The sequence below is a fragment of the Mesorhizobium sp. M0678 genome, from assembly GCF_040320505.1.
Lineage (GTDB): Bacteria > Pseudomonadota > Alphaproteobacteria > Rhizobiales > Rhizobiaceae > Mesorhizobium.
In genome coordinates this window covers 1-21,431 of record NZ_JAMYPT010000003.1, presented here as the reverse complement: position 1 = coordinate 21,431, position 21,431 = coordinate 1, and the positions used below count along the sequence as shown (strand labels likewise).

Annotated in this window: 20 protein-coding genes; 12 read left to right on the top strand and 8 right to left on the bottom strand. The window is 63.2% G+C overall.

All coding sequences use genetic code 11. The features are described from left to right. Nucleotides 1-9: 9 nt before the first annotated feature. On the bottom strand, nt 10-1,935 hold the full coding sequence (locus NKI29_RS06625; RefSeq protein ID WP_352795729.1) for an LTA synthase family protein: 1,926 nt from the start codon (nt 1,933-1,935) through the stop codon (nt 10-12). 247 nt (nt 1,936-2,182) lie between these two features. On the opposite strand from NKI29_RS06625, the gene fabD reads away from it, so the two are divergent. The 7 genes from fabD to gmk all read left to right on the top strand — a co-directional run bounded on the left by fabD (nt 2,183) and on the right by gmk (nt 8,700). Further along, nucleotides 2,183-3,148 (top strand): ACP S-malonyltransferase, encoded by a 966-nt coding sequence (fabD, locus tag NKI29_RS06620; RefSeq protein WP_352795727.1) that lies wholly within the window; start codon nt 2,183-2,185, stop codon nt 3,146-3,148. Nucleotides 3,149-3,208: 60 nt separating this feature from the next. After that, nucleotides 3,209-3,946: a 3-oxoacyl-[acyl-carrier-protein] reductase gene (gene fabG, locus NKI29_RS06615; RefSeq protein ID WP_352453223.1), complete on the top strand. Its 738-nt coding sequence runs from the start codon at nt 3,209-3,211 to the stop codon at nt 3,944-3,946. 187 nt (nt 3,947-4,133) lie between these two features. After that, nucleotides 4,134-4,370: an acyl carrier protein gene (locus NKI29_RS06610; protein ID WP_127851501.1), complete on the top strand. Its 237-nt coding sequence runs from the start codon at nt 4,134-4,136 to the stop codon at nt 4,368-4,370. Nucleotides 4,371-4,404: 34 nt separating this feature from the next. Then, nucleotides 4,405-5,667 (top strand): beta-ketoacyl-ACP synthase II, encoded by a 1,263-nt coding sequence (fabF, locus tag NKI29_RS06605; RefSeq protein ID WP_352467164.1) that lies wholly within the window; start codon nt 4,405-4,407, stop codon nt 5,665-5,667. Nucleotides 5,668-5,760: 93 nt separating this feature from the next. Beyond that, the gene (mltG, locus tag NKI29_RS06600; RefSeq protein ID WP_352569680.1) at nt 5,761-6,981 is read left to right on the top strand and encodes an endolytic transglycosylase MltG; all 1,221 of its coding nucleotides are present in this window, start codon (nt 5,761-5,763) and stop codon (nt 6,979-6,981) included. 138 nt (nt 6,982-7,119) lie between these two features. After that, the gene (locus tag NKI29_RS06595; RefSeq protein WP_352569681.1) at nt 7,120-8,010 is read left to right on the top strand and encodes a YicC/YloC family endoribonuclease; all 891 of its coding nucleotides are present in this window, start codon (nt 7,120-7,122) and stop codon (nt 8,008-8,010) included. A gap of 33 nt (nt 8,011-8,043) precedes the next feature. Next, entirely contained in the window at nt 8,044-8,700 is a 657-nt protein-coding gene (gene gmk, locus NKI29_RS06590) for a guanylate kinase (RefSeq protein ID WP_023677701.1), read from the top strand. On the opposite strand, the gene NKI29_RS06585 is transcribed toward gmk, so the two are convergent. The 7 genes from NKI29_RS06585 to lptF form a co-directional block, all read right to left on the bottom strand. Further along, nucleotides 8,701-8,994 carry a DUF1330 domain-containing protein gene (locus tag NKI29_RS06585; RefSeq protein ID WP_352569682.1) on the bottom strand — a complete coding sequence of 98 codons (294 nt, stop codon included), beginning with the start codon at nt 8,992-8,994 and terminating at the stop codon, nt 8,701-8,703. It lies immediately after the preceding gene. A 75-nt stretch (nt 8,995-9,069) separates the two neighbouring features. Then, nucleotides 9,070-9,909: a 16S rRNA (adenine(1518)-N(6)/adenine(1519)-N(6))-dimethyltransferase RsmA gene (gene rsmA, locus NKI29_RS06580; RefSeq protein ID WP_023677699.1), complete on the bottom strand. Its 840-nt coding sequence runs from the start codon at nt 9,907-9,909 to the stop codon at nt 9,070-9,072. 68 nt (nt 9,910-9,977) lie between these two features. Next, entirely contained in the window at nt 9,978-10,997 is a 1,020-nt protein-coding gene (pdxA, locus tag NKI29_RS06575; RefSeq protein WP_352569683.1) for a 4-hydroxythreonine-4-phosphate dehydrogenase PdxA, read from the bottom strand. A gap of 12 nt (nt 10,998-11,009) precedes the next feature. Beyond that, nucleotides 11,010-11,936: a peptidylprolyl isomerase gene (locus tag NKI29_RS06570; protein WP_023677697.1), complete on the bottom strand. Its 927-nt coding sequence runs from the start codon at nt 11,934-11,936 to the stop codon at nt 11,010-11,012. Nucleotides 11,937-12,052: 116 nt separating this feature from the next. Next, nucleotides 12,053-14,470, bottom strand: a complete 2,418-nt coding sequence (locus NKI29_RS06565) for an LPS-assembly protein LptD (protein WP_352569684.1) — start codon at nt 14,468-14,470, stop codon at nt 12,053-12,055. Continuing rightward, entirely contained in the window at nt 14,470-15,555 is a 1,086-nt protein-coding gene (gene lptG / locus NKI29_RS06560; RefSeq protein WP_023677695.1) for an LPS export ABC transporter permease LptG, read from the bottom strand. Before lptG ends, NKI29_RS06565 begins: the two co-directional genes overlap by 1 nt. Next, the gene (gene lptF, locus NKI29_RS06555; protein ID WP_352569685.1) at nt 15,552-16,754 is read right to left on the bottom strand and encodes an LPS export ABC transporter permease LptF; all 1,203 of its coding nucleotides are present in this window, start codon (nt 16,752-16,754) and stop codon (nt 15,552-15,554) included. The genes lptG and lptF overlap by 4 nt, the downstream gene beginning before the upstream one ends. 353 nt (nt 16,755-17,107) lie before the next feature. Here lptF and NKI29_RS06550 point away from each other — a divergent pair, with 353 nt between their 5' ends. The 5 genes from NKI29_RS06550 to NKI29_RS06530 form a co-directional block, all read left to right on the top strand. After that, on the top strand, nt 17,108-18,274 hold the full coding sequence (locus NKI29_RS06550; protein WP_352795726.1) for a flavin-containing monooxygenase: 1,167 nt from the start codon (nt 17,108-17,110) through the stop codon (nt 18,272-18,274). Nucleotides 18,275-18,347: 73 nt separating this feature from the next. After that, a complete protein-coding gene (locus tag NKI29_RS06545) occupies nt 18,348-18,731 on the top strand; it encodes a VOC family protein (RefSeq protein ID WP_352795973.1) in 384 nt (127 codons plus the stop codon). 49 nt (nt 18,732-18,780) lie between these two features. Further along, entirely contained in the window at nt 18,781-20,277 is a 1,497-nt protein-coding gene (locus NKI29_RS06540) for a leucyl aminopeptidase (protein ID WP_352795972.1), read from the top strand. Nucleotides 20,278-20,315: 38 nt separating this feature from the next. Beyond that, nucleotides 20,316-20,765 carry a DNA polymerase III subunit chi gene (locus NKI29_RS06535; RefSeq protein ID WP_352795724.1) on the top strand — a complete coding sequence of 150 codons (450 nt, stop codon included), beginning with the start codon at nt 20,316-20,318 and terminating at the stop codon, nt 20,763-20,765. A 90-nt stretch (nt 20,766-20,855) separates the two neighbouring features. Beyond that, nucleotides 20,856-21,431: phosphotransferase (locus tag NKI29_RS06530; protein WP_352795722.1), on the top strand; the 576-nt coding region annotated here is incomplete at its 3' end.

Sequence of the window (21,431 nt, the reverse complement as noted above, 5' to 3'; positions counted from 1 at the left end):
AGCCGCTGCTCAACTCGTGTGTGCAGCCACTTTGCCTGTGGTTTCGGGGAAGAAATCGGGCGCCGCATGGCGCTTGCCGAACATCATGTCGTATTGCAGCAGACGGAAGTCGCGGATTGCCGGATCGATCTCTTTCTGACGCGACCAATCGGGGGTGGCGTCGCCCCCCGGTGCCAAAAGCAAATTGCGGTCGATAACGCGGTAGCGCTCTCGCAACTGTCCGAGGAAGCCGGTGTAATAGGGATGGCTGATGCCGGCTGTCTTCAGGATATGGTAGGGCAGGAAGGACGGGCTGACGGCGCCCAGATCCTCGGCCGGGCCGCTGCGATTCGACCAGACGATCAGCGGCGTCTGGTGGTGCAGCAGCATCTGGTCGGCCGCCTCCTTGCGCGGCGCAACATTGTCCTTCAGGAAGCCGGTCTCGACGTAGACCGGCCCAAGCGGCGGCAGATGGTCGCCGAAGAACGCGATGACGGTCGGCCGCTCGCGTTTCTTCGCCCATTCGATCAGCCGCTCGAGGCCGCGGTCCGCGTCGGAAGAGCCTTCGGCATAGCTCAACAGCGATTCACGCGCCCATTGGCTGATCGGCGCCTGCACCTTGTGGGTCGGATTGTTATAGCGATACGGCTCATACGGCCCGTGGTTCTGCAGGCTGACGGCGAAAAAGAAGACCGGCTCGGCGCTGGTATCGGCTTCGTGGATGATCTCGTCGGTCATCGCAGCGTCCGACGCGAGCGGTCCGCGCTTCTGCATGGGCGGCAACGTCTCCTCGGACTTGAAGTCGTTGAAGCCGAAATCGGCATAGACGGCCCCCCGGTTCCAGAACCAGTTAGTGCCGGGATGGATAGCGCGCGCCCGGTAGCCTTGACTTTTCAGGAAGGTCGCCAGCGAGGGAGTCGGTGTCCGCACATATTGCTGGTAGGGAATGCTGCCCGCCGGCAGGAAGGCGTTGGAAAAGCCGGTCAGGGCCTCGAACTCGATGTTGGCCGTCATGCCGCCGAACTCGGGCGAGAACATGTAACCCGTGCGCAGTGCCCGCACATTGGGGATAGGGTCGGGCGTGATGGTGACGCCGGGTAGCTTGGTCGGATCCCAGAAGGATTCGCTCATGACGACGATGATGTCGGGCTTCTCGGCGGGTACCGAAGCCGTCACCTGCGGTTTGCCGATCGCTTCGATCGCCTTGCCGGAATAGCCCGGCGGCGCCGAGACATGCGCCATCGGGACGTTCAGCGCGAAGGCGAGCGCAAAACCGTTCGAGGCATAGTTTTCCTTCTGGTCCCACATGATCGGGATGATCTGCAGCCGGTCGCGTGTCCACGAGAAAGTGGCATAGTCCATGATGGAGACGAAGAAGGCGATCAGCGGCACCGTCAGCGTCAGCCGGGCAAGGCGGCCCTTGTGGCTGAGTGCCGGAACGCGGCGGCGCCATAGCCGCCAGCCATAGACGAGCAGCGACAGCCCGCCGACGATGCCGATCGCCAGGGCAATGGCGGTTCCCGGGCGGTCGCGTACCAGAAGCGGCATCAGTGCCACGATCTGCCGGGAATAGAGGAAATCGGTCGGATAGAGCGGATCGCCGAGATACAGCGACTTCTGGTGGCCGACGAACGCCAGCGACAATGTCAGCGGCGCGACGATCATCAGGCTCTGATGACTGCGGCCGAGCACGGCGTCGAGGCCGATGAGGATCAGCGCAAAAATGATGATCGTGGTCCAGCCGGGTTTGAAAGGCTGCAGAAAGAAATCAATGGTGCCGGCAAAGTTGCCGCGCACGATCAGTTCGATGGCAAACACAAGGATGGCCGCAGCCAGCAAGCTGGTAAGGCCATAGCGGATGACAGGCCATTTGCGCGCCGGCAGATAGCCGGTCGACGGATCGCCTTCAAGAAACTGGGGCGCCGCCTCGGCTGCGCTCTGCTTGGTCTTTGCCACTTCAATAGTTCCCCGGCCCACAACAAAAGCGTCACTCGATTGTCATCGAACTGTCACGCAAAGCTTAGCGCCTGCGGCGGAAATAAGAAGAGCCAGCAAACAAATCGTGAGCGGTTTTCATCATGAGTGATCGCCAAAAAGCCTGCCGAAACAGGCACTCGGCCGATATTACGCGATCAAGGTTGGACTTGACTTGGCCGCACGCCTTGCGTCACAGGCAACGTGAACCAGCAGCTGGGAGCCGCCGATGGCCATCGCATTCACCTTTCCGGGGCAGGGCAGCCAGGCTGTCGGCATGGGCAAGGACCTCGCCGATACCTTTGTGGAATCGCGGCGGATCTTCGAGGAAGTTGACGACGCGCTCGGCGAAAACCTATCGAAGCTGATCTGGGAAGGCCCGGAAGAGACGCTGACGCTGACCGCCAACGCCCAGCCGGCGCTGATGGCGGTGTCGCTTGCCGCAATCCGGGCGCTGGAGGCGCGCGGCTTCTCCCTGAACGGCAAGGTCACCTATGTCGCCGGCCACTCGCTCGGCGAATATTCGGCACTTGCGGCCGCAGGTTTCGTTTCGGTCGCCGACGCCGCCCGGCTGTTGCGCATCCGCGGCAATGCCATGCAGGCGGCTGTGCCGGCCGGCGAGGGCGCCATGGCGGCGATCATCGGGCTGCAACAGGCCGACGTCGAAGCCGCTTGCGCAGAGGCCGCCCAGGGCGCCGCCAAAGATCCCGCACAAGCCTTGGTTTGCCAGATCGCCAATGACAATGGCGGCGGCCAGCTGGTGATCTCCGGCGCCAGGCCAGCGGTCGAACTGGCGGCGAGGCTATGCACGGAGAAGGGCGCCAAGCGGGCGCTGATGCTGCAGGTCTCAGCGCCCTTCCATTCGGCATTGATGAAGCCTGCGGCCGAGATCATGCGGGAGGCGCTGGCCGCCGTGACGAAGAGTGCGCCGGTCGTGCCGCTGGTCTCCAATGTTACGGTGACCCCGACGAGCGATCCCGACGAGATCGCCCGCCGACTCGTCGAACAGGTGATCGGGCGCGTGCGCTGGCGCGAAACGGTGGAGTGGTTCGGCAGCAACGGCGTTGCGACGCTTTACGAAGTGGGCGCCGGCAAGGTGCTGTCGGGGCTGGCCCGCCGCATCAACCGCGACATTGCCACCACTGCCATCGGATCCGCGGCGGATGTCGAGGCGGCGCTGGCGGCGCTTGCATAATCAACTGGCGATTTGACCCCGCTCCATGCGAAGGGTGTTCGCTCAGATCAGGAGGCAAGAATGTTCGAATTGACCGGCCGCAAGGCGCTCGTCACCGGCGCATCGGGAGGTATCGGCGAGGCGATCGCCCGCGTGCTGCACGGCCAGGGCGCTATCGTCGGCCTGCATGGCACACGTATCGAGAAACTGGAGGCGCTGGCCGCCGAACTGGGCGACCGGGTCAAGCTTTTCCCGGCCAATCTTTCCAACCGCGACGACGTCAAGGCGCTCGGCCAGAAGGCGGAGGCCGACCTCGAAGGCGTCGACATCCTCGTCAACAATGCCGGCATCACCAAGGACGGGTTGTTCGTACGCATGGCTGACGCCGACTGGGATAGCGTGCTCGAGGTCAACCTGACCGCCGTGTTCCGGCTGACCCGCGAGCTTACCCATCCGATGATGCGGCGCCGCCATGGCCGCATCATCAACATCACTTCAGTGGTTGGCGTCACCGGCAATCCCGGCCAGACCAACTACTGCGCCTCCAAAGCCGGTATGATCGGCTTTTCCAAATCGCTGGCGCAGGAGATCGCCACCCGCAATATCACCGTCAACTGCGTCGCCCCGGGCTTCATCGAATCGGCGATGACCGCCAAGCTCAACGACAAGCAGAAAGAGGCGATCATGGCGGCGATCCCGACCCGGCGCATGGGCACGGGCGCCGAAGTCGCCTCTGCCGTCGCCTACCTAGCTTCCAACGAGGCAGCCTACGTCACCGGCCAGACCATTCATGTGAATGGCGGCATGGCAATGATCTAACACTTGGGAAAACGCTTCATTCCGTCTTGGATGCACGGGATTTTTCGTGTAATGCCGCCCGCAACCCGGCGGTTCGGGCAAAAACCGGTCCTGTTCCGCTGCGTTTCCGGCAGGACCATCTTTCAGCTTGATTAGCGGCATTCTGCCCGCTAACGAAGACAGACAACCAAAAGACGAGGATGCCCAAATGAGTGACACCGCAGAGCGCGTCAAGAAGATCGTCATCGAGCACCTTGGCGTCGATGCCGAGAAGGTGACGGAGCAGGCGAGCTTCATCGATGATCTGGGCGCGGACAGCCTCGACACGGTCGAACTTGTCATGGCGTTCGAAGAAGAGTTCGGTGTCGAAATCCCGGACGACGCCGCCGAGACCATCCTGACTGTTGGCGATGCGGTGAAATACATCGACAAGGCCTCCGCCTGACGCTATTTGCAGTCATCACCGGGGAGGACCTGCGATGAGGCGTGTCGTCGTCACGGGCCTTGGGCTGCTTTCGCCGTTCGGCATGGGCTTCGAGCACAGCTGGAAGGAGCTTCTGACCGGCCGCAGCGCAGCCAAGCGCATCACCGAATTCGAGGTGGAAGACCTTGCCTGCAAGGTCGCCCACGTCATTCCGCGCGGTGACGGCTCCAATGCCACTTTCAATCCTGAAGCCGTTCTCGAGCCGAAGGAACTGCGCAAGATCGGCGACTTCATCCTGTACGGGATCGCGGCCGCCGACGAGGCACTCAAGGATTCCGGCTGGCAGCCGAAGACGCATGAGGAACAGTGCGCCACCGGCGTGCTGATCGGTTCGGGCATCGGCGGCATCGAAGGCATCGCCGAGAATGCGATGATCCTCAAGGAACGCGGTCCGCGCCGCATCAGCCCATTCTTCATCCCTGGCCAGATCATCAACCTCGTCTCCGGTCAGGTCTCGATTCGGCATGGGCTGAAAGGCCCAAACCATGCCGTCGTCACCGCTTGCTCGACGGGTGCGCACGCCATCGGCGACGCCGCCCGCCTGATCATCTGGGGCGATGCCGACGTTATGGTCGCAGGCGGCGCCGAAGCGCCGGTGACGAGACTGTCGATCGCCGGGTTCGCCGCTTGCCGCGCGCTCTCCACCGAGCGCAACGACGCGCCACAAACGGCCTCACGCCCCTATGATCGCGATCGCGACGGCTTCGTCATGGGCGAGGGCGCCGGTGTTGTCGTGCTCGAGGAGCTCGAACACGCCAAGGCCCGCGGCGCCAAGATCTATGCCGAGGTCACCGGCTACGGTCTGACCGGTGACGCCTATCACATCACCGCGCCTGCCGAAGACGGCGACGGCGCTTTCCGTTGCATGACCGCGGCGCTGAACCGGGCGAAGCTGACGCCGGCCGATGTCGACTACATCAACGCGCACGGCACCTCGACCATGGCCGATACGATCGAACTCGGCGCCGTCGAGCGGCTGGTCGGCAACGCCGCCTCGAAGATATCGATGTCGTCGACCAAATCGTCGATTGGCCACCTGCTGGGCGCGGCTGGTGCTGCCGAGGCGATCTTTTCGATCCTCGCCATTCGCGACAACATCGCGCCGCCGACCATCAATCTTGACAATCCGGAGCGCGAAACGGCGATCGACCTGGTGCCGCACAAGCCGCGGGCCCGGCAGATCGACGTGGCGCTGTCCAACTCCTTCGGCTTCGGTGGCACCAACGCCTCGCTCGTCTTCCAGCGCTACAATGGCTGACCGCTCTGCCGGTTTCCGTCTGCCGTCAATTTTGCCATATTCGCCCCTACTCTGCCCGAGGGGATTCGTCGCAAGATCAAATGGTAGGGCGCTATGAACACAAATCCGGCCGATAACGGGGAATTCGGGCAACGGGCAGCAACGCCCGGCCCGATCGTGCCGAAGACGGCCAGTGAGGCGTTGCGGCCCGAGGCCGGCACGCCGCCGCCGAAGCGCTCGCGTGCCTCGCGCAGCCAGTTCGTCGTGTTCATGAACTTCGTCATCTCTTCGGTGATGCTGATGGTGCTGGCGGCAGGCGTTGCGCTGTATTTCGGCAAGCAGGAGTTCAACGAGCCCGGCCCGTCGGCCAATGGCGACACTTTCCTGGTCAAGCCGAATAGCGGCGTCCAGGAGATCGCCGACCAGCTTGAGCGGCGAGGGCTGATCAGCGACGCCCGCATTTTCCGCCTTGGCGTGCGCGCCTTCGGCAATGATTCCGCCCTGAAGGCCGGCGAATACGAGATCAAGCCGCAGGCGTCGATGCACGATATCATGGAAATGCTGAAGAGCGGCAAGTCGGTGATGTATTCGCTGACTATCCCCGAGGGGCTGACGGTCGCGCAGGCGCTGCAACGGATTGCCGAGCAGGACGCGCTGACCGGCGATATGCCGTCGACCACTCCACCTGAGGGCAGCCTCGCCACCGACACGCTGCGTTTCACCCGCGGCGCAACACGCCAGCAGATGGTCGACAAGCTTCTGGCCGACCAGACGAAGCTGGTCGACGAGGTCTGGCAGCGCCGAGCGCCGGATTTGCCGATCGCCAACGTTGAGGATTTTGTCACCCTGGCCTCTATCGTCGAGAAGGAGACCGGCAAGGGCGATGAACGCTCGCGCGTAGCCGCCGTCTTCCTCAACCGGCTGGCCAAGGGTATGCGGCTGCAGTCGGACCCGACCATCATCTACGGCCTGTTCGGCGGCAAGGGCAAACCCATCGACCGCCCGATCTATCAGTCGGACATCCAGAAGCCGACGCCCTACAACACCTATCTGATCAACGGCTTACCGCCGACGCCGATCGCCAATCCCGGCCGTGCGGCGCTGGAGGCAGTCGCCAATCCGTCGAAGACCAGCGATCTCTACTTCGTCGCCGACGGCAGCGGCGGGCACGTCTTTGCCTCGACGCTCGATGAGCATAACGAGAATGTCGCTCGCTACCGCGCACTGCTGAAAAAACAGGCGCAGGACGCCGCCAAGGCCGGAGCAACCAATACCGGAGCCGACACGCCGGCGGGAGCCATCGTTGACGATGCGGGCGCCACCGCCGCCCAGTAGGGCCGGACGCCATCAGGTTGGCCCTGTGCATGTCCGGGTGGATGTGCAAGGGCTGCTATGGCATTGAAATTCACATGATCCTGTCCGGAGAAAATCGCTCCGGCTTGAGGGGCATTCGGCAAAGGGACGCACGGCTACATGAACTTGCAGAGCATGACCGGTTTTGCGCGCAGTGTCGCCGAACACGACGGCACTTCGATTGCCTGGGAAGCCAAGTCCGTCAACGGCAAAAGCGTCGAGGTCAGGCTGCGGCTGCCGCAAGGTTTCGACCGGCTGGAGCCGGCCGTCCGGCAGACGGTGCAAAAGCGTTTTGCGCGCGGCAATTTCCAGATGACGCTGACCATTGGCCGCGCCGCCGGCGCTCAAGCGCAACCCGTGGTCAACGAGGCTTTCCTGAAGGATCTGGCGGAGTTGGCCAAGCGGCTGCAGGAGCAGTTCGGAGTAGCCCCTGCGGCGGCCGACGGGCTGCTTGCGCTGCGCGGCGTCCTCGACATTCCCGAAACCATCGAAACCGAAGAGGCGCGCAGTGCGCTCGATACCGCAATACTGTCGGCGCTGGAAGCAGCACTGAACGGGCTGCAGCAGGCGCGCCAGGGCGAAGGTGCGGCACTTCGTTCCCTGCTGTCCGGCCATATCGATGCCATCGAGGCGCTGACGCTGCGGGCCGAGGCCGATCCATCACGCGAACCGGCCACGATCCGCGAAAGGCTCGCCGAGCAGATCCGCCTGTTGATGGACGCGTCTGCCAACCTGGACGCCAGCCGGCTGCATATGGAAGCGGCGTTCCTGGCCACCAAGGCCGACATACGCGAGGAAATCGACCGGCTGAAGACGCACGTGGTGTCGGGGCGGGCACTGCTCGCCGGCGGTGGGGCCATCGGCCGCAAGCTCGATTTCCTGGCACAGGAATTCAACCGCGAATCGAATACGCTGTGTTCCAAGTCGAATGCTGCCGCGGTCACCGCCATCGGGCTGGAACTGAAGGCGGTCGTCGACCAGTTTCGCGAACAGGTCCAGAATCTGGAATGATCCCGATGCCAAGCCACATGACTGCCAAGCCCCATGACCGCTAGGGATGTGGGTTCCCGCATTCGGCGCCGCGGGCTGATGCTGGTCTTGTCGTCGCCGTCAGGCGCCGGCAAGTCGACGATTGCGCGCAATCTGCTGGAGAGCGATTCCAGCCTGGAATTGTCGGTCTCGGTCACCACGCGGCCACGCCGCGGCAGCGAGATCGAGGGCGTCCATTACCACTTCCGTACCATGCGCGAATTCGAGCGGCTGCGCGATTCCGATGCGCTGCTCGAATGGGCGGAGGTGCACGGCAATTGCTACGCGACGCCGCGCGAGCCGGCTGAACAGGCGCTGGCCGAAGGCCGCGACATGCTGTTCGACATCGACTGGCAAGGCGCTCAGCAGCTCAAGGAGAAGATGCGCGCCGACATCGTCTCGATATTCATCCTGCCGCCATCGATGAAGGAATTGAAGGCGCGGCTGAAGCGTCGCGCCGAGGACCAGGAAGCGGTGATCGAGACGCGGCTCAAGAACGCCCGCAACGAGATCGAGCACTGGAAGGAATATGATTTCGTCATCGTCAACGACGATCTCGACCGCGCTTTCGCCGAGGTGCGGGGCATCGTCACGGCCGAACGGCTCAGACGCGATCGCCGGCCGGGCCTGTTCGATTTCGTCTCGGGGCTGCTCGACGAAAAGACGGATTGATCAAGGCGCTGTCCCCGCGACCAGGATCAGATTGCGGCTGAGCGCGGCGTCGCGCAGTTCCAATGCCGCGGCATATTCGGCGGAGCGGTACCAACGCCGCGCCGTGTCCATGTCGGGGAATTCCACGATGATCAGCGGCCCGGGAGACCAGTCGCCTTCCAAACTTTCCACCTCGCCGCCGCGTACCAGATAGCGCCCGCCATGCTGGGCGATGGAGGCAGCCGCGCGGGCGCGATAGGCTTCGATAGCCTCTGCGTCACGGATCGTGACGTCGGAAATGACATAGGCGGTCACTGTTTGTCTCCGGGCGGGGTTTGTCCGGCTATCTATGCCATGAGAGCGGAAATTCCACGCGGACGCTTCCCGGCATCACACCGCGTTGGTCAGGCGAACGAATTCCTCGACGCTGAGCGTCTCCGCACGCCTGGTCGGATCGATGCCGGCGCGGGTGAGCAGTGCCTCGCCGCCGAGGCTTTTCACGCTCTGCCGCAGCATTTTCCGGCGCTGGCCGAATGCCGCTTCGGTGACGCGGCTGAGCCGTTTCACCTCTGCCGGCAAGGGGTTGGCACGCGGCACAAGATGCACCACCGAGGACGTCACCTTGGGTGGCGGCGTGAACGCCTGCGGCGGTACGTCGAAGGCAATCCTCGCCTCCGTCCGCCAGCCGGCCAGCACGCCGAGCCGACCATAGGCCTCGCTGCCGGGGCTGGCTGCAATGCGTTCGGCGACCTCGCGCTGGAACATCAGCGTCATCGATGTGTAGAACGGCGGCCACTCGGTAACGGTCAGCCAGCGGATCAGCAATTCGGTGCCGATATTGTAGGGCAGGTTGGCAACGATTTTCGCCGACCCGCCGCTTCCCGGCACTCCTTTTGCAAGCGCTGCAAAATCAGCTTTCAGCGCATCGCCGGCTACGATCTCGAGCCGACCCGGATAGTGGTTCGCGATCTCGGCCAAGGCCGCCAGGCAGCGCTCGTCGCGCTCGATCGCGACGACCCGCCGGGCGCCGTTGAGGAGCAGGGCACGAGTCAGCCCGCCCGGACCGGGACCGACCTCGATAACCGTAACGTCGCTCAGGTCGCCGGCGGTTCGCGCAATCTTGCTTGTCAGGTTAAGGTCGAGCAGAAAATTCTGGCCCAGCGCCTTTTTCGCCTGCAGCCCATGGCGCTCGATCACCTCGCGCAGTGGCGGCAGGCCGTCTATGCTCATCGGGCTGGGCTCATCAGGCGGGCTCATCGGGTTAAGGGCCATCGAATTTGGCTGATTGGGCTTAGGGCCTACGGCCTTTTCCCGGTATCGGCAAGAACGCGAGCGAGTTTCAGCGCTGCAATCAGGCTGCCGGCACGGGCGATGCCCTTGCCGGCGATGTCGAAGGCGGTGCCGTGGTCGGGCGAGGTGCGGACGAAGGGCAGGCCGAGCGTGACGTTGACCGCCTCGTCAAACGCCAGCGCCTTGGCCGGGATCAGCGCCTGGTCGTGATACATACAGAGCGCCACGTCGTAGCCGGCGCGGGCGCGAGCATGAAACAGCGTGTCGGCCGGCAACGGCCCGAAGGCGTCGATTCCTTCCTGCCTCAGCCGGTCGACCGCCGGGCGCACGATCCGCTCGTCTTCGGTGCCCATGGTGCCGCCTTCGCCGGCATGCGGGTTGAGGCCGGCAATGGCGAGCCGTGGCTTGGCAATTCCGAAGCGGTTCGCAAGGTCGGCGGCGGTGATGCGGCCGGTGGCGACGATAAGGTCCGTCGTCAGCGCTTTCGGCACCTCGGCCAGCGCGATGTGGATGGTGACCGGCACGGTGCGCAGGTCCGGACCGGCAAGCAGCATCACCGGTGTCACTTCGGTGCCGGTGTGAAGCGATGCCAGATGCGCCAGATATTCGGTGTGGCCGGGAAAGCGAAAGCCGGCGTCGTAGAGCGGCTTCTTGGCAATGGGGCAGGTGACGACCGCGGCAGCGCGGCCGGCCAGGCAGTCGGCAACGGCGCGGTCGATCGCCTCGATGATGCCGGCGGCGTTGGCTGGATCCGGGCGGCCGGAACTGTCGACGAAACGGGCAGCAAGCGCCACCACCGGCAGCGCGCGCGAAAACACCACCGGCGCTAACGCCGGCGTCGTCTCGGCAATCGCAATATCGGTGCCGAGCCTGTGCGCCCGCGCGGCAATCACTGCCGGATCGGTAAGGAGATAAAAAGACGGAACGCCAGCGCTATCGCGGGCCTGCCAAGCAGCGATGGCGATGTCCGGCCCCACGCCGGACGGATCGCCGACGCTCAACGCCAGCGGAAGCTCTGCGTCAGCCACGGCGCTTCGGCTTCAGCGCTCGATTATGCGGGCTTTCTTCCGCAACTCCTCGACATATTTCTTCGAGAGTTCGTCGGCGTTCTTGTCGTTCGAACCTTCACTCTGGAACACCATCTGCGCGGCTTTGTCGTCTGACACTTCGCGCGACGAGCAGATGCCGATGAATTCGACACCGCGGTCGGTTTCGCGCGTCGTGGTGGCGCCGCCGACCTTTGTAGCCTTTATCTGCTCGGCCCAGTCCGCCGGCAATTGCGGCGCCAGCACCCGGCCGAGATCGCGAACGGTGACATCGATCAGGCCCTTGGCGAATTCGCGCGTGGTGTTGCAGCCGTTGAAGCGGGCGCGCATGGCGTCGGCTTCGCGTTTGCGCTTGGCCAGCGTCGCGGTTCGCTCGGCGGCCGGCACCACGAAGATGACCTGCTGCAGCATGTACTCTGTGGCGCTCGGTTTGCTGCCGCCTTTTTCGAGCATGCGCTTGACGAGGTCCTGCTCGCTCATTGCGCCGCCACCGTCTCCGGAACGGGAACGCGCGGTCAGCGCCTGGTTCCAGGCCATCTGCGCCCGGATAAACTCCTTGAAATGCTCCTTGGTGACGCCGGATTGCGCCATCGCGCCGTCAAGCTGCTTGAGCGGCATCTTGTTGCTGGTGGCGAAACGCTGATAAGCGGCATCGACCTGCGCGTCGCTGATGCGGATGCCGAGCCGCCGGGCTTCGGCCAGGCGCAGCGTCTGGTCGATCATTTCCTGGCCGGCATCGCCCTTTCTGTGCTGCAGGCGCAGGAAAGCGGCCCGATGCTGGATGTCGCCGGTGGTTATCGGTATATTGTTGACGACGTATTTGATCTCGGTGGCGAAAACTGGCCGCGTCACCGCGGTGGTCGAGAACGCCACCAGCAGCGCGAACCCTGCCGAAAAGAGGTATTTCCTCATCGAAAGCATCCCAATTCCATCCCGATTCGGCCCAACCTATCCAGTTCAGGCCGTCAAAATTCGTGCCTGCTCTATGCGGCGAAACAATGTCGTCCGCCAGGCGCCCTGTTGCCGACCGCTGCCCGTTATTGAATGGTGTCGATGGAGCGTTGCGACGAGCCGAAATCGCCGAGCGTGCGGAACGACAGGTTGAAGCCGACGTTCTGCGATACTTCCTTGGTGTTCAGGTCACGTCTTTCCGAAAACGTCATCAAATAGGTAAAGCACGAATCACTATAGGCAAAGCCGACCCCGTCCTTGACCAGAACGCTCTGCTCCAGATCATATGTGCCGGTGCCAAAGACGCGCCAATTCTCGGCAAGATGTGTCGAGGCGCCGAGCGTAACCTCATGGCGATCGGTCGAGAAGCCATAGAGCGGCTGCGCCTGGATGAAGGCGTATTTGGCGCTCAGCGATACCGGCAGGCCTGAAAAGGCGGCCTTTACCTCAGCGCGGCGGATCTCGAAGCTTTGCTCGTCGAAACGGCCGCTGACCGAGCCGGAAAACCCGCTGGGGCTGTTGAAGCCGACAAGGCCGACATAGTCGGAGGTTGCAGTTTCAAGACCTGAATAGGCGCCGACATTGACCAGATCCGGCGTGCCGAACGAGTTCTGGCCGCCGAGCTGGTAGGATTGGCCGAACACCGCATTGGTGCCCCAGCCATTGTCATATGCGCCGGAATAGCGCAGCCCGACATTGGCGCGTGTGCCGCCTTCCATGCGGTCATAGCCCGAGAATTTGTCGCGCTCGAACAGCGTCGTGGCGTCGAAGACGAAGCTCTGGGCGTCCTCGTTGGGGACCGCCAGCCCGCCGACATATTGCTCGTTCGGACGCATGAATACCTGCGCCATCGGTTCGAAGACATGGCTGGAACTGGTCATCGAAAACAGCACCGGCCAGCGCATCTCAAGGCCGGCGGTCGCCATGTAGCGGGCAAGCGATGAACGCATATCGTCCTCGACGCCGAGATTGGTCGCCATCTGGTTGATGGCGTCGAGCGAGGCCGAGGAGGCGTTGACGTAGCCGGCGTCGCCGCGCAGCGCGAGGAGCGGTGTCAGCAGCAGCCCGCCATCGGTGGTGAAGGTGCGCTTCCATTCGGCTTCCGCGGTAAGGCGGCCGGATTGACCGTCGATGCCGCGGACGTTGTTGACGGACGAAGGGATGCCCGAATTTGCAAGAGCCGTATCGAGCCTGTCGCGGTCAATGACCCGCGCGTTGACGTCGAACGACAGCTGCCCGCCGGCCACCGGCATGTCGGGGATATAGGCGTAGTCGAGCGAGGGCAGCACCCAGGGCTGCTTGGCGGCGCGTGCAGTCGGATCGCTGGCGAGCGTGTCTTCCTGAACGTCGAAGTGCATGGCGCGCACATCGAAGTAATTGCGATCGTTGAGCCCCGTCAGGTACACCTCGGAGCGGTGCACGCTATCGTTGAAGCCATCGATGTCGTAGGTGCGCGCGAAATTCTTGTCGCTCTGCAGCAGGATGTCCCAGCCGAAGTCCCAGCGCGGGTTGATGGCGAACTGGCCCTGGGTGCCCATCATGCCGCGGAACCTGTTCGGGTCGCCTTCGGTACCCGAATTCACGTTGTGGCCATTGTCGTCGATGAAGGCGTCGGGATTCTCCTGCCGGATGCCCGCAATCTTCAGGCTGTACTGACCGTTGTTGAAGCGCTGCCTCCACTCGGCCTCACCAAGGAAACCTTGCTTGGTATAGCCGCTGCCAGTGACAGTGAGATCGTAGGTCGGCGAGAGCGCGAAATAATAGGGGACTTTAACACCGACGCCGAGATCGCTCTTGTAGGCGACGCCGGGGATCAGGAAGCCGCTCTTGCGCTTGACCGTCGGGTCGGCGATCTCGAAAGCCGGCAGATAGGCCAGCGGAAAGCCGAAGAACTCGAAATTCGAGTTCTCGAAGCGAACCGTCTTCTTCTCGCCGTTCCAGATGATCTTCCTGGCCTTGATACGCCAGGTCGGCGCTTTGTCGGGCTTGTCCTCGCACGGCTCGCAGGCGGTGTAGACGCCATTGTGGAACGTCGTCAGCACGCCGCCCATGCGCTCCGCGCTTTCGGCGGCGAAATACGCCTTGTCTATGGTCTCGACCCGCAGCGCGTTGACGAAGCCGTCGGCGAAATCGTCAGTGATGTCGGCATGCTGCGAATAGATTTTGGTGCCGTCGCTATTGACGAGTTCGACATTGCCGCTGGCGACGAGGCGTTTGGTGTTGCGGTTGTATTCGACCCGCTGGGCGACCAGACGGTTGCCGCCGTAGTCGATCTGGACGCCGCCGACGGCCGTCACGGTCTGCTTGTCGTTGTCGTAGACCAGCGTATCGGCTGCCAGCAGCATCTGCGTGCCGCTCGGAACCTTCGTTGCCAGCTCACTGACGTCCTGGGCAAAAGCCGGAGCAACCGGGGCGGCGCTGGCAAGCAGGCACGCCAAGGCTCTCGCCGCAGAGAGGCGTGCCAAACCGGCGTGCCTATGGCTGCGCAAAACCGCCTCCCTCACTAGCCGTCTTCCTTGTATAGCAGGAATGTCACCCCGAAGAACATAGCCACGACAACCGGGACCCAAGCCGCTACGGCCGTGGGTACGAATCCCGCTACGCCGAATGCCTTGACCAGCACCGAAACGACATAAAGCAGAAAGCCGGCCACGATGCCACCCAGAATCATCGTTGCCGACTGCCCCATCCTCGCAAATCGCATTGATACCGTTGCCGCAATCAGCGTCATCGCGACAAGCAGGAAGGGCAGCGCAATCAGGGAATTGAACTGCATGGCGAAGGCGTTTGCCTTGAGGCCGAAGGAGCGGGCCACTTCGATCTTGCCGGGCAGATCGTAGAAGGGAATGGTCTCAGGGCGGGCCAACCGCTCTTGCACGAATTCCGGCTTGAGATTGGTCGGCAGCCGATCGCTGGGTAACGACTGGATGGTACCGTCCCGGAACACCTTGACGTCCTGCAATTCCCAGTAGCCGTCCCGCAAAAAGGCGCGCGCCGCATCCTTGCGCTCGATGATGTCGCCTTGCGGGCTGAAGCTGAAGAAGACCGCGTCGGCCATCTCCAGGCCTTGATTGAGAATGGCGCGCGCGCCGATGATGGTGTCGCCGGCGTTGGTTTTCTGCCTGATCCAGGGCGCAGCATCGGCCGAGACGCTGTTCGACTTGCCCGAACGGAGCTGGGTCTCGATCTCCTCGGACCAGGAATAGGCGTGCGCGGCTACCGGATTGATGACGCCGACCGACAAGGCTCCAAACAGCAGCGCCCCGATGCAGCACGGCAGCAGGAATTGCCATGCGGAAACCCCGGCGGAACGGGCAATGACCAATTCATATTTGCGGTTGAGCGACACCAACGTCGCCATCGCCGAGAACAGGCCGACGAACGGCACCGTCTGCAGCATGATCATCGGCATCCTGAGCCCCGAAATGGCGAACGCAGTTGCGTAGGTGAAGCCCGGCACGCCGGTCGTGCGGCCGGAAAGCTCGGTGAAATCGATCAGGAACACCAGCGCCAAGAGGCCGATGAAGAACCAGATGGTGATCGTCACATAGCGAAAGAAGAAGTACCGACCCAGAGTCCAGCCCATCAGCCGGCCCCCTGTCCGGATGCGCCACGCCTGGCAAAACGGAGCTTGATGGCGCTCCAGCCGTCACTGAAGCGGCCGGCAAGATTGGTTATCCAATCGGCCCAGGCAACCGGCAGTTCCATGGTCCGGTTGGACACGATGAACCAGATGGCGATCGCCGATGCGACGATCGGGACGCCGTAGACCATATAGGCATATTGCGGCACCTTGTCGGCCTTGCCGGCGGCAAAGAACCCGAGCCAGCGCACGAACAGTGCGATCGCGATTGCCGTGATCAGCGGGTGCACACGCGCCTCGCGATGCGAGCGCGCATCTCCGGCAACGGCGAGCGCGATCAGCGCGAAGACGAGCGAATAGGACCACTCGGAAAAACGCTGGTTGAGCTCGGCCAGGTACCTGTTCGGCTTTTGCTGGTACATCTTGTCGTTCGGACTTGGATTGAGCAGATACTGGGTCGTCCGGTCCTTCGGCAAAAGCAGGATGTCAGATGATGCCGACATGAAAGCGGACAAGTCGAAGGCGTAGGAGGTGAACCGGATCACCGAGAGATCGCCAGTCATGGTTTTGCGATGGATGACGCCGTCATTCATCATCAGCACCTTCTCGTCGCCGCGTTCGATGATGCTGCCGGTCTTGGCGTAGTAGATGAGATTGACGCCTTCTTCGCGCGAATCGGCGACGAAGATGCCGCCGAGACGGTTGTCGGGAAGCCGTTCGCCAACCTGCAGGAACAGGCCGTCATCGATCTTACGGAAGGTGCCTTCCTGGATGATCAACGACAACAGATCGGCACGCGACGACGCAATCAACTCGCGGTTCTTCTGGCGTGCGTAAGGGTCGACGCCATTGTCGACGGCGAAGGAAAAAACGCTGGCTGCAAGTGCCAGAAGCATGATCGGCCTGACGATGGTCCAGCGTGAAGCGCCGGCGGCATTGATGACGGCCAGCTCCGAATCCGAATTCATCACGCTGAGTATCTGGGCGACCGCGACCACCAGGGCGAACGGCACGACAATCGGAACGATCGTCGGGATGATCAGCGCTGCGACTTCGAAGAAGGTGAGGGCCGACTGACCGCTATCGGTGACGAGGTCGATGCGGGCGAGCACCTGAGTCGTCCAGACGATCGCCAGCGTCCAGACGAGCGCCAGCGCGAATACCGCGAAAGCACGGCGCATGATGTAACGTTCAACGACCTTCATGAAGGCTTTTCTCGGCGATTTCGAACGGCATCATGCCTTGGAACAAGGTAGTCGTCCGGCGCCGGCTGCACAACTGGCTCAGTTTGGCGGTTCGATCTGGGTTCTGTCCCGGATCGCAAAATCCGCTGGGCCGGAGTGTCGGCGGCAATGGATAAGAAAGAGCGAACATTGTTGGTTAACAACAGGTTGCGGCGGGAAGCGGGGCCGTGCCGCGACGAATCGTGGATGGTTCGATATCGCATATGGGAGCGATTTCGGCCAAAGTCTTGTCAAATGCGGCAAAACGACCAAATGTCGCGCCGGTCGCGACCGCCGCGGCGTGATAAGACGGTCAGGATCTGTTGAGCCCCAGCATGGAAGCGGAAAAATTGCGCAGTCAAACCGGTCGGGAAGCCGTTTCTGACGGCGCGATCGTGGTCGGCGCCGGCGCGGCCGGCCTTGCCGCCGCTCATGCCTTGATGAAGGCCGGCGTACCGACGCTCGTCCTGGAAAAGGAGAGCCGGCTTGCCGAACCCTGGCATCGGCGCCACCAGCGGCTGCACCTCAATACGCATCGCGATCTCTCGACGCTGCCCGGCGTCGGCTATCCCGCAGGCACCCCGGCTTTTCCGCATAAATCGGCCGTCATTCGCCATCTGAACGATTTCAGCCAGGCGCATGGTCTGCCGGTCGCATTCGGCGTTGCCGTTGAAGAGATCACGTTCGACGGCGATCACTGGACCGTGCGGACGAACGCCGGACGTCGTCTGGCGCGTTATGTCGTCGTCGCCACCGGGCGCGACCGGCAGCCGTTTATTCCTGCGTGGAAAGGCATGAAGGATTTTGCAGGCCGGATTATCCATTCGGCCGATTTTGGCGAGGCGAAGGACTACGTCGGCAAAAGGGTGCTGGTCGTCGGAGCCGGCAATTCGGGGTTCGACGCACTCAACCATCTTGCGAATGCAGATGCCCAAAGCATCTGGCTGTCGGCCCGCAACGGCCCGTCGCTGCTGCCGAAACGCATCGGCAAGGTCGCCGTCCACAGGCTTTCACCGTTAATGGCGAGCTTGCCGGTGCGGCTGGCCGATGCGGTGATGGCGACAACCCAGCGCCTGGTTTTCGGCGACCTGACGAAATTTGGGCTTCCGCCGGCTCCCATAGGCGGTGCGAGCCGTCTGAGCGCCGACTACACCGCGATCGCAGCCGATGACGGCGCGGTCCGCGCCATAAAGGCAGGCACCATCGTGGTGGTGCCACCATTGCGGGAATTTACCCAAGACGGCATCGTATTGAATGACGGCAGGTTGATCACGCCCGATATCGTCATTGCGGCGACCGGCTATCGCACCGGTCTGGAGCAGATGGTAGGCAAGCTCGGCGTTCTCGACGGCAAGGGCGTTCCGCTTTTCAACGGCGGCGATGCCGATCCGAAATTGCCCGGTCTGTGGTTTACCGGCATGCGGCCGAGCATTCGCGGTTGTTTCGCCAACGCCCGCATTCAGGCCAGGGCGATAGCGGCGCGGATTGTCAAGCAGCGATGATGAGCCGGACTATGCCGATTGTTCCGCCCGCAATAGACACGCCTTGTTGAAAGGTGCTCGAACCGAAAGGTCAATGGTCATGACGCCAGTCAGCATTCGCTACATGGTCGATGATGTCGCCGCCTCGATCGACTTCTACTGTGGACATCTGGGCTTGGCTGTTGAACAGGACGCGCGACCGGCTTTTGCTTCCGTCACACGCGGCGCTTTACGGCTCCTTCTAAGCGGACCCGGCAGTTCGGGTGCACGGGCGATGCCGGATGGCCGGCAGCCGGTGCCGGGAGGTTGGAATCGCATCCTGTTGGTGGTGCCGGACCTGAAAGAAGAGGTTGCGCGCCTCAAGAGTGCTGGACTTGTCTTTCGCAACGATATCATAACGGGCGTCGGCGGTTCCCAGACGCTGCTCGAAGACCCATCGGGCAATGTCATCGAGCTGTTTCAACCCGCCGCTCACTGACGAACGTTTCTCGCGATAATCCAACTCACTTCCCCGAAAGCAGGACATGATGAATTCGAGACCCTCGATCGCCTTTGCCAAATTCGCCGCGCCCAAAAACGGCAGCGTTTTCGTTCTGGTGGCCGACGAGGGCGGCCTCAGCGATGCCGCCAGGGCTTGCGATCCGGCAAAGACCCTCGAGCGGGCTTTTCCGGTCGCCGACTTCACCGGCAAATTCGCCAGCCTGGTCGAAGTGCTGGCACCGGAAGGGACATCGCTCGAGCGGCTGGTGGCGGTCGGTGCCGGCAAGGGCTCCAATCTCGATGATTACGCCTGGCTGAAGCTCGGCGGCACGATTGCCGCGTCCTTTCGCAAGGCAACCGAAGTGGCCGTCGTGCTCGATCTTCCCGGTGCGGCCGTCAGCGGCAGGCAAGCCGTTCAGCTTGCAGCGGGCATCCTGCTGCGCAGCTATTCCTTCGACAAGTACAAGACCAAAAAGAACAATGGTGACGACAAGCGCGAGCCAAAAAAGCCGGTCAAGGTGACTATTCACACCGCCGATCCGGCAGCTGCAAAGAAGGCCTTCGCCGATGAAGCGGCGGTGATCGACGGCGTCTTGCTGGCGCGCGATTTGGTCAATGAACCGGCCAATGTTTTGGGACCGGTGGAATTCGCCGCCCGCATCGCCGAACTGGAGGCGCTCGGCGTCACGGTCGAGATCCTGGCCGAGAAGGAGATGAAGAAGCTCGGCATGGGTTCGCTGCTGGGCGTAGCGCAGGGTTCGCCGCGTGGCGCCCGCATCGCGGTCATGCGGTGGGACGGCGGCAAGGCCAAGGAAAGCCCGGTCGCCTTTGTCGGCAAGGGCGTCACCTTCGACACCGGCGGCAATTCGATCAAGCCGGCGTCGGGCATGGAGGACATGAAGGGCGACATGGGCGGCGCTGCTGCCGTCACCGGGCTGATGCACGCGCTGGCCGCGCGCAAGGCGAAGGTCAATGTCGTCGGCATTGTCGGGCTGGTTGAAAACGCCGTCGACGGCCACGCTCAGCGACCGGGCGACATTGTCACCTCGATGTCGGGCCAGACTATCGAAGTGCTCAATACCGACGCCGAGGGCCGCCTGGTGCTGGCCGATGCGCTCTGGTACTGCAACGACCGCTTCCAGCCGAAATTCATGATCAATCTGGCGACGCTGACCGGCGCCATCATGGTCGCGCTCGGCCAGCATTATGCCGGCCTGTTCTCCAACAATGATGAGTTGGCGGACCGGCTGACGGCGGCCGGACAGGCGACGCAGGAGCGGGTGTGGCGCATGCCGCTCGGTGCCGAATACGACAAGCTGATCGATTCCAAGAATGCTGACATGAAGAACATCGGCGGCCGCCATGGCGGCGCCATCATCGCCGCGCAGTTCCTGCAGCGCTTCGTCAAGGACACGCCCTGGGCGCATCTCGACATCGCCGGCACCGCGATGGGCGCGCCTTCCAGCGAGATCAACCAGTCATGGGCTTCCGGCTTCGGCGTTAGGCTGCTCGACCGGCTGGTGCGCGATCATTACGAGCAATGAGCGGCTGGGGCGGGACTCCGACAACGTAGACTGAACGCATGGCCGAGGTTCTGTTTTATCACCTGACCGAATCGACGCTGGAGGATGCGCTGCCCGGCCTCCTGGAGCGCAGTGTCGATCGCGGCTGGCGCGCCGTGGTGCAGACCGGCACCGAGGAACGGCGCGACGCGCTGGACCAGCATCTGTGGACTTTCCGGGACGATTCGTTCCTGGCCCACGCAACGGATCGCGAAGCCCATCCCGCCGAGCAGCCGGTGCTTCTGACCGTCGGCCCTGACAATCCGAACCAGGCGCAGATACGCTTCCTGGTCGATGGGGCGGTGCCGCCGGAGCTTGGCGGCTACCAGCGCGCCGTGTTCCTGTTCGACGGCCACGATGCAGCCCAGCTAGAGGCGGCACGCACGCACTGGACGATAATGAAGGAGGCCGGCCACACCGTGACCTACTGGCAGCAAACGCCCGACCGGCGCTGGGAACACAAGGCTTAGAGAATTTGCCGGCAAGGGAATCACCGGTGCCGCAAGAGTGCGACGACAAAAGATGGACCGCCGGCTATTCAGAAGACCGGAGCAAGCCCGATGCCGCCCGATGAACGAACGCCAGGCATGCCGATAGATGCCGCACTTGTTCGCCGGCTGATTGCCGCGCAGTTCCCCAAATGGGCGAACCTGCCGGTAGAGACGGTCGAGCCTGGCGGCTGGGACAACCGCACGTTCCGGCTGGGCGACAGCATGTCGGTGCGGCTGCCGAGCGCTGCCGCCTATGTCGCCCAGGTCGAGAAGGAGCATCGCTGGCTGCCCCGCCTGGCGCCTCACATGCCTCTGCCGATACCCGTGCCGCTGGCCAAAGGCGCGCCCGGGGAAGGCTATCCATGGCCTTGGTCCGTCTATCGCTGGCTTGGCGGCAGACCGGCGGCTGGTGGACTGATTGCCGATCTTGCTGAGTTCGCCCGTTCGCTGGCCGGCTTTCTGGTTGCGCTCTACCGGATCGACGCTGCCGATGGGCCACCGGCAGGGCAGCATAATTTCCACCGCGGTGGCCGGCTTTCGGTCTACGACGCTGAGACCCGAGCCGCGCTCTCGGCGCTCGGCGGCCGCATCGACAAGGCCGCCGCCGAGGCCGTGTGGGCGCCGGGCCCTGACCACCGGAGGGCA

Coding starts and splice junctions, on each gene's coding strand:
- fabD (WP_352795727.1), top strand. CDS start 2,183: ATGGCCATCGCATTCACCTTTCCGGGGCAGGGCAGCCAGGCTGTCGGC.
- fabG (WP_352453223.1), top strand. CDS start 3,209: ATGTTCGAATTGACCGGCCGCAAGGCGCTCGTCACCGGCGCATCGGGA.
- NKI29_RS06610 (WP_127851501.1), top strand. CDS start 4,134: ATGAGTGACACCGCAGAGCGCGTCAAGAAGATCGTCATCGAGCACCTT.
- fabF (WP_352467164.1), top strand. CDS start 4,405: ATGAGGCGTGTCGTCGTCACGGGCCTTGGGCTGCTTTCGCCGTTCGGC.
- mltG (WP_352569680.1), top strand. CDS start 5,761: ATGAACACAAATCCGGCCGATAACGGGGAATTCGGGCAACGGGCAGCA.
- NKI29_RS06595 (WP_352569681.1), top strand. CDS start 7,120: ATGAACTTGCAGAGCATGACCGGTTTTGCGCGCAGTGTCGCCGAACAC.
- gmk (WP_023677701.1), top strand. CDS start 8,044: ATGACCGCTAGGGATGTGGGTTCCCGCATTCGGCGCCGCGGGCTGATG.
- rsmA (WP_023677699.1), bottom strand. CDS start 9,909: ATGAGCATAGACGGCCTGCCGCCACTGCGCGAGGTGATCGAGCGCCAT.
- NKI29_RS06570 (WP_023677697.1), bottom strand. CDS start 11,936: ATGCTTTCGATGAGGAAATACCTCTTTTCGGCAGGGTTCGCGCTGCTG.
- lptF (WP_352569685.1), bottom strand. CDS start 16,754: ATGAAGGTCGTTGAACGTTACATCATGCGCCGTGCTTTCGCGGTATTC.
- NKI29_RS06550 (WP_352795726.1), top strand. CDS start 17,108: ATGGAAGCGGAAAAATTGCGCAGTCAAACCGGTCGGGAAGCCGTTTCT.
- NKI29_RS06545 (WP_352795973.1), top strand. CDS start 18,348: ATGGTCATGACGCCAGTCAGCATTCGCTACATGGTCGATGATGTCGCC.
- NKI29_RS06540 (WP_352795972.1), top strand. CDS start 18,781: ATGAATTCGAGACCCTCGATCGCCTTTGCCAAATTCGCCGCGCCCAAA.
- NKI29_RS06535 (WP_352795724.1), top strand. CDS start 20,316: ATGGCCGAGGTTCTGTTTTATCACCTGACCGAATCGACGCTGGAGGAT.